This window comes from Exiguobacterium sp. S22-S28 (assembly GCF_043359615.1).
GTDB lineage: Bacteria > Bacillota > Bacilli > Exiguobacteriales > Exiguobacteriaceae > Exiguobacterium_A.
The window spans coordinates 133,195-140,260 of the sequence record NZ_JBHFFC010000025.1 but is presented as its reverse complement, the minus strand read 5'-3'; the positions used below and the strand labels follow the sequence as shown (position 1 = coordinate 140,260).

Annotated in this window: 8 protein-coding genes; 5 read left to right on the top strand and 3 right to left on the bottom strand. The window is 44.6% G+C overall.

All coding sequences use genetic code 11. The features are described 5' to 3' along the window. Positions 1-239 precede the first annotated feature (239 nt). Entirely contained in the window at positions 240-494 is a 255-nt protein-coding gene (locus tag ACHA8N_RS06490; protein WP_147511031.1) for an RNA polymerase sigma factor, read from the bottom strand. Positions 495-651: 157 nt separating this feature from the next. Between ACHA8N_RS06490 and ACHA8N_RS06485 the strand changes: the two genes are divergently transcribed. The 5 genes from ACHA8N_RS06485 (at position 652) to egtD (ending at position 5,250) form a co-directional block, all read left to right on the top strand. Beyond that, positions 652-1,188: a GNAT family N-acetyltransferase gene (locus tag ACHA8N_RS06485; protein ID WP_393965150.1), complete on the top strand. Its 537-nt coding sequence runs from the start codon at positions 652-654 to the stop codon at positions 1,186-1,188. 61 nt (positions 1,189-1,249) lie between these two features. Beyond that, positions 1,250-1,771 (top strand): NUDIX hydrolase, encoded by a 522-nt coding sequence (locus ACHA8N_RS06480; RefSeq protein ID WP_393965149.1) that lies wholly within the window; start codon positions 1,250-1,252, stop codon positions 1,769-1,771. Between the two features lie 133 nt (positions 1,772-1,904). Further along, on the top strand, positions 1,905-2,888 hold the full coding sequence (gene guaC / locus ACHA8N_RS06475; RefSeq protein WP_034769871.1) for a GMP reductase: 984 nt from the start codon (positions 1,905-1,907) through the stop codon (positions 2,886-2,888). Positions 2,889-3,021: 133 nt separating this feature from the next. Beyond that, positions 3,022-4,293 (top strand): ergothioneine biosynthesis protein EgtB, encoded by a 1,272-nt coding sequence (gene egtB / locus ACHA8N_RS06470; RefSeq protein ID WP_393965148.1) that lies wholly within the window; start codon positions 3,022-3,024, stop codon positions 4,291-4,293. Next, positions 4,294-5,250, top strand: coding sequence for an L-histidine N(alpha)-methyltransferase (gene egtD / locus ACHA8N_RS06465; RefSeq protein WP_393965147.1), 957 nt, complete (start codon positions 4,294-4,296; stop codon positions 5,248-5,250). It abuts the gene before it with no gap. A 43-nt stretch (positions 5,251-5,293) separates the two neighbouring features. Here egtD and ACHA8N_RS06460 read toward each other — a convergent pair whose 3' ends face one another. Together ACHA8N_RS06460 and ACHA8N_RS06455 are read right to left on the bottom strand one after the other, a co-directional pair. Continuing rightward, positions 5,294-5,632 (bottom strand): hypothetical protein, encoded by a 339-nt coding sequence (locus ACHA8N_RS06460; RefSeq protein WP_393965146.1) that lies wholly within the window; start codon positions 5,630-5,632, stop codon positions 5,294-5,296. 97 nt (positions 5,633-5,729) lie between these two features. Next, positions 5,730-6,839, bottom strand: coding sequence for an NAD(P)/FAD-dependent oxidoreductase (locus ACHA8N_RS06455; RefSeq protein WP_393965145.1), 1,110 nt, complete (start codon positions 6,837-6,839; stop codon positions 5,730-5,732). Positions 6,840-7,066: the final 227 nt, after the last annotated feature.

Below are 7,066 nucleotides of genomic sequence, written 5' to 3'. Positions count from 1 at the left end.
AGTCACACTGATTATTACTACTGTGATCAATTTCATCGAGTCGAAAGTATACACTTTGTATCTCCACCGAACAACAATAATTACTTTATAATATATCACAGACAAATAAGAAAAGGAAGTAATGAACAAAAAAAAGGATAATCCGCCTAAAAAATATCCAATAGCCATGTACCGTTAAAAATAAAGGGATCATGAGATTCGCTTCGAATATAAAAAGCTATCCTCATTAAAACTTCAAATTAACTGACAGGCTGACGTGTTGATTTTGTTCGCTTCACAGCTGAAATTAAGTAACCATGTATGGAAGAATGACGACTGGGATTTTTCCAGATGTCGTGAAAGATTTGTTTTAATGTAAGTTGGACGTGTTGTTCATCCGGTACCATACGTGTAAGGACCACGTAAATCGATTTTTCGTACCGGTCATATAACAACTCGAGAGCTTGACTATTTTTTTGTTCAATTTGTTGGAATAATTCTCGATCCGTTTGCATGCTCTCCTCCTCATCAGTGTGTACATATGTTTTGTAAACACTTTGTTACTTATCAGATATCTTGTAATTTTCCCCAAAAAATAAATATCAAACACTTAAACTGCTTGATATCAAGATAATTAAAAAATCGATCGTTTAGAGGAAAGGAAGAGGCTATATGTCATCCATCACTTTACGCCATTACAAACCGGCGGATGCGCAGGCACTACTAGACTTGAATGTTAAAAACAGAAATCATTTCGAATATTGGATGCCGGTAAAACCGGTACCAGATTCCTATACTTTGGAGAAGTATAAAGAACGAATTCAACAATTGAAAGAAAATGCACAAGCTGATCGTTCTTACGCTTTTGGAGTTTTTTTAACAGAGTCGAATCAGCTGATTGGGGAGGTTTCGGCAGCTTTTGTGGAGCGTTCTCCGGCAGAGACGTGTATGATCGGGTATCAACTTGATCAGCAGTATAACGGGCAGGGGATCATGTCACTAGCTGTCCGCCAAGCTGCGCGTCTCTTGTTCGAGGAGTACCAGTTCCACCGTTTGCGGGCCGAAGTCATGCCCGAGAATATCGGATCGATCCGCGTCTTGGAAAAAGTGGGGTTCAGACAAGAAGGGATCGCAAAAAAGAGTTTGTTCATTAACGGTGCCTGGGAAGACTTCGTATTGTTTGCCCTATTAAAAGAAGAACTCGAATGAAGGGAAACGCTCGAGCACAGTCTTTTAGCCATACATCAGAATTGTCAAAGGAGAATGATTCATGCCCATGTCGACGTATTACCAGAATCTGCGTCAAAAAACAGGAAATCAATTGTTGTTCACGCCGTCTGTCGGTGCCATCATCCGCGATGCTTCCGGGCGAATCTTATTCCAAGATCCGGGAGGTCCGTTCTGGAGCCTTCCGGCGGGCGCAATCGAACCGGGCGAGCCGCCGGCAAAAGCGGTGATCCGCGAAGTATATGAAGAAACTGGATTGATTGTCCGTCCGGTCCGCTTGATCGGCTGTTTTGGAGGAGAGGCGTTTCGACTGACCTACCCGGATCAAAACCAGGTGGAGTATATCGCCTTTATTTTTGAGTGTGATGTGTTGGAAGGAACGTTAACAGCGATTGACGGTGAATCCAAACAACTGTGTTATTTTGACAGGAAAGATCGTCCACCCTTAGCGCTTCCTTATCCTGAGCATATTTTTGAAACAGGAACGGAAACTAGCTTTTTTGAATGGGAAGGAGCATGGATTGATCAATTAAAGGTGGAATACTCTATAAAAGACGAACATTGATGAAGTTTTGAATAGAAAAAATATGTTTTTTGGTGATTTTATTTTGACAAGCTTCCTAATGTTCGATATAGTATCCAAGTACGAACGTTACTATTTAATTAATAAAAAATATTCGTTATTTGGGGTGCTAGTGATGGATGTAGTATTTGATTATGAAGATATTCAATTAATTCCTGCAAAATCAATCGTAGGAAGCCGGTCGGAATGTGATACGACGGTTGAGTTTGGTGGACGACGGTTTAAGTTACCGGTCGTTCCGGCCAATATGCAGACGATCATTGACGAAAAAATTGCGACTTATTTGGCAGAGAACGGTTATTTTTATATCATGCATCGTTTCGAGCCTGAAACACGACTCGATTTTGTCCGGTCAATGCAAAAACGCCATTTGATTGCATCAATCAGCGTTGGCGTGAAAGCGGAAGAATATACATTCGTCGAGACGTTGGCACAAGAAGGCTTGACGCCGGAATACATCACGATTGACATCGCTCATGGTCATTCGGAAGCGGTCATTCGAATGATCCAACATATCAAACTGCTGTTACCGGACAGTTTTGTTATTGCTGGAAACGTCGGGACACCGGAAGCCGTTCGTGAACTGGAACACGCTGGAGCAGACGCGACAAAAGTTGGGATTGGTCCAGGTAAGGTGTGTATTACGAAAATCAAAACGGGATTTGGTACGGGAGGCTGGCAATTGGCAGCATTAAGATGGTGTGCCAAAGCGGCCAGTAAACCAATTATCGCTGATGGTGGCATCCGGACCCACGGCGACATTGCAAAATCGGTTCGTTTTGGGGCGACGATGGTGATGATCGGTTCGCTGTTTGCGGGACACGAAGAGTCTCCAGGTGAGACGCACGAAGTTGATGGACTACGCGTTAAAGAATATTTTGGTTCGGCGTCCGAGTTTCAAAAAGGTGAGAAAAAGAACGTCGAAGGAAAAAAAGTGTTTGTCGAACATAAAGGCAGCTTGTCAGAGACGTTGATTGAGATGGAGCAAGATTTACAGTCTGCGATTTCGTACGCGGGCGGTAACAAACTGCAAGCAATCAGGACTGTCGATTATGTGGTCGTCAAAAATTCAATTTTTAACGGCGATAAAGTGTATTAAGTCGGAGAAAGCGGCATCCTTCCGGGGTGTCGCTTCTTTTTTTTATTTTATTGAGAGCGCTTACTTGAAAGGGAAAAGGGTAAAGAGAATGGTGCATATTTTCAGAAAAATCCATTTAAAGGAGTGTTTTGAAGTGAGACTGGAAACCACGACTTACTTAGTAGACAAGTTTTCTGCTGTCCGCAATCAAACCTTAGCATTGATCGAACCGCTCGAACCGGAGGATTTTATTATTCAAGCCAGCCCGGATGTCAGCCCGCCGAAATGGCATATCGCACATACCACATGGTTTTTTGAGCGAATGATTCTCCAGGAATATGATGACCAGTATACGGTGTTTCATCCAAAGTATAACTATTTGTTCAATTCCTACTACAATTCGATTGGACCTTACCAACCACGTCATCAACGAGGTGTTCTGTCTCGGCCGACCGTTGAGGAAATACTTGCTTACCGAATGCATGTGGACAAAGCAATCTTGTCCCTGTTGCAACAAAAGCGAGAAACACTCGTTCAGCAAAAACTGGAGCAACTGATTGAAATGGGGCTGCAACATGAACAGCAACATCAGGAATTAATCCTAATGGACGTTAAGTACAACTTTTTCGTCAACCCCTTACTGCCTGCTTATCAAAATAAAACAGAATCTGAACGTACTCTGGACGTTGACGGTTCACCAACATTTAAACGGTTTGAAGGGGGACTCGTTGAAATCGGTCATGATGGTCAAGGGTTTGCCTTTGATAATGAAAATCCAGTCCACAAAACCTGGCTCAACCCGTTTGAGTTGGCAAGCCGACCGGTCACCAACCGTGAGTTTTTGGCATTTGTCGAAGCAGGCGGGTATGAACAGTCGGAGCATTGGTTGTCTGACGGGTTTCATGTCGTTAATCAACAAAGCTGGAAAGCACCTTTGTACTGGATGAAAAACGAACAGGGTGAGTGGTCCGTCTTTACCTTAAACGGAATCAAACCGTTATCTTTAGACGAACCTGTTTGTCATGTCAGTTTTTACGAAGCGGATGCCTACAGCCGCTGGTATGGAAAACGATTACCGACCGAGACGGAATGGGAGTACGTCGGACGGCAGGTTGAACAACGGGGGAATCTGATGGGAGAAGGGTCCTACCATCCTCGACCTGTCAGTTCCGATCTGCAAGAGATGACCGGCATGTTCGGTGATGTCTGGGAATGGACTGCGAGTGCCTATGCACCGTATCCGGGAAATCGGCCGCTTGAAGGGGCGTTAGGGGAATACAATGCAAAATTCATGTGTAACCAGATGGTGTTGCGAGGAGGCGCATGCGTGACGCCGGATGATCATATCCGCGAAACGTACCGTAATTTCTTTCCTCCGGATAAACGTTGGCAGTTCAGTGGTTTTCGGTTGGCAGGTGACCTTTAAATGAGTCAGCAGGTCAAAAGTTATGACATGTATACGAAGCAACACAACATGCGTCAGGAAGTGTTGTCCGGATTATCGCAAGACAAGAAGACACTTCAGGCAAAATACTTTTATGATCAAAGGGGGTCTGAATTATTCGAGCAAATTACGCGACAACCGGAATACTATTTGACGAGAACGGAACTCGAGATTTTATCGCAATATCAAGTGGCGATTGCCGATTGTATCGGACCGGTCCATACACTGATTGAGTATGGAAGCGGCAGCAGTCGGAAAATCAAAAGTCTGCTCAGCTCATTGCATCAGTTGGAGGCATATATGCCAATTGATATTTCCAAAGAGTTTTTGATTCAATCGGCGCATCAACTTTCGCAGGACTACCCGACTTTGGATATCAAAGCCGTATGTGGTGATTATTCGACGCCGCTGGTCCTGCCGATTGAAGACAAGCTGAAAAAAGTGATTTTCTTTCCCGGGTCAACCATCGGCAATTTTGATCCCGACGAGGCGGCTGCTTTTTTGAGTCGTTCGTGTCAACTGCTGGAAAAGGGTGACGGATTTTTGATCGGTATTGATACGAAAAAAGCGGCAAGTGTTCTCGACGAAGCCTATAACGATCAGGCGGGAGTGACGGCACAGTTCAATTTGAACATTTTACAGCATATCAATGAATCACTGGACGGAACATTTGACCTGACAAGGTTCGAACATGTTGCGTTTTATAATGAGGCGCTTGGCCGGATTGAGATGCATCTGAGGAGTCGGGTCGATCAACTGGTGACCGTCGCGGGTCTGACGTTTAGTTTTAAACAAGGTGAAACCATCCATACGGAAAATTCCTATAAGTACAGTGTGGATGACTTTCAAGTGTTGGCTAGACAAAATGGATTTACTCCGGTCACATATTTTACGGATCGAAACCAATATTTTAGTGTCCATTATTTAGAAAAGACATGACGATAAAAAAACGACCATCCGATGGCGGATGGTCGTTTCTTCGTCAGGTCAGTCGGCTTCCGTCCGGAATCGGGTGTTCCGGGCAGACCAACACGGGCATGAGCTGATCGAGAGAACCTAACTCGAGAATCCGACCGGATGAGCCGACGACGAGTCCCGGGACGTTCAGAGCGACAAGTGCTTGTTTGCCGATGATTTCTTCGTATTCAAAACGTGTTTCTTTCCAATCGAGGAACAAGGACTGTTGAAATTCTAGGAAATCGATCAGCAGTAACAGTAAAGCGGGTTCTTCGTCCGAAGTCCGAAGTGAACGAATTGTACCGACACGAATGTCGAGGGATTCCAGCTGATCAAGAGTCACAAAAGGTTTAATCGGATGCACATTCAACTCTCCTTTGATATCTCGAATTAAGAACGTTTGTTCTTGTTTATTAGCGGGTATAGACTATCAAGAAGGTAAAAGTTCGTTTGTTGTTCGCTCATTGAGGTAAATAATCCTCCAGATTGATATCGAGTTCTTGTCCTAACGCTAACTTCGCTAATTCACGCCCCAGATAAGGACCAATCGTTAAGCCGGAGGCTCCAAGTCCGTTTGCGACCAATACATTCGGATGAGTCGCGAGTCGTCCGATGATCGGTAAGGAATTACTGGTATAAGGACGAAGTCCGACACGCATCTCATTGATTTTCGAGTCTTCCAGTGCAGGGGCAACCGGCAAGGCACGTGTCAATAAAGCATGCATGCCCTTGACGGTTGGTTGGAGGTTATAGTCAAGCTGTTTCTCATGGGTAGAGCCGAGTGCCAATTTTCCATCCTCGATCGATACAAGGTACAGTCCACGTTGCCCCATGATGACAGGCCATTGTTCTGTCTGTTCCGCTGTGATGTCCAGATGGAGAATCTGCCCTTTTTCAGGACGGATGTCAAGTTCAAGATGCAACGGTTTCAATAACTCATTGACCCAGACTCCTGCCGTCAAGATGATTTGCTCCGCATAATGTATTTCATCATCAATTTGGACACCTTTCACTTGGCCATCCACGACGATTAACGCGGCATCTGCTTCGACCACCTTCGCCTGCTGTTTGAGGGCGCCGCGTTCTAATGCAGCACGTAACGCACGTCCGTCAACTCGTGCTCCGCCGGAAACGAATAATGCATCCTCGACATATTCAATCAACGGAAACATCTGTTGCACGCGATCAGCGGTCAAACGCTCGATTTGCTGAATCGCCGGCGCCTCGGGAAAACGATTTTCAGCAATGATCTGCATTTTTTCGATTTTTGATGTTTCGTGTAAAGCGATTGCGCCTACTTTTTGATAGCCGGTCGTCGTCTCACCAAGTGCCTCGAGTTCCGGAATCAAGATGTCATAATAATGAGCACCGTTATTGGCTAACCGATACCACGCCTTGTTCCGACGTTGCGTCATCCAAGGACAAATGATTCCGGCTGCGACATGCGTGGCACGACCTGCTTCTTTCCGGTCCACCAACAAGACGGATGCTCCTTCTTTCGCTAAATGATACGCGGTTGAGGTGCCGAGAATACCTGCCCCGATCACGATATGGCTGTACATGCTTTTCATCTCATTTCTAAAATAATCTAATTCAAGTGTAAAGAAAAAAACGGCAAAGAACAAATACGAGTGAACGGCTAAAAACAGCACATTCAAATATGGGGAATGATGGGAAAATAAAACTTTTTATCAGAATGTTTCGTATACTCAATATAAACCTACATTTTACACGAAATTTACGGTTAGAAGTTGCCTAATTCGGAAAGATACCCTTATAGGCATCACGTCCCGACATC

Bases quoted from the DNA above. Each gene is read 5' to 3' on its own strand.
- ACHA8N_RS06490 (WP_147511031.1), bottom strand. From the start codon at position 494: ATGCAAACGGATCGAGAATTATTCCAACAAATTGAACAAAAAAATAGT.
- ACHA8N_RS06485 (WP_393965150.1), top strand. From the start codon at position 652: ATGTCATCCATCACTTTACGCCATTACAAACCGGCGGATGCGCAGGCA.
- ACHA8N_RS06480 (WP_393965149.1), top strand. From the start codon at position 1,250: ATGCCCATGTCGACGTATTACCAGAATCTGCGTCAAAAAACAGGAAAT.
- guaC (WP_034769871.1), top strand. From the start codon at position 1,905: ATGGATGTAGTATTTGATTATGAAGATATTCAATTAATTCCTGCAAAA.
- egtD (WP_393965147.1), top strand. From the start codon at position 4,294: ATGAGTCAGCAGGTCAAAAGTTATGACATGTATACGAAGCAACACAAC.
- ACHA8N_RS06455 (WP_393965145.1), bottom strand. From the start codon at position 6,839: ATGAAAAGCATGTACAGCCATATCGTGATCGGGGCAGGTATTCTCGGC.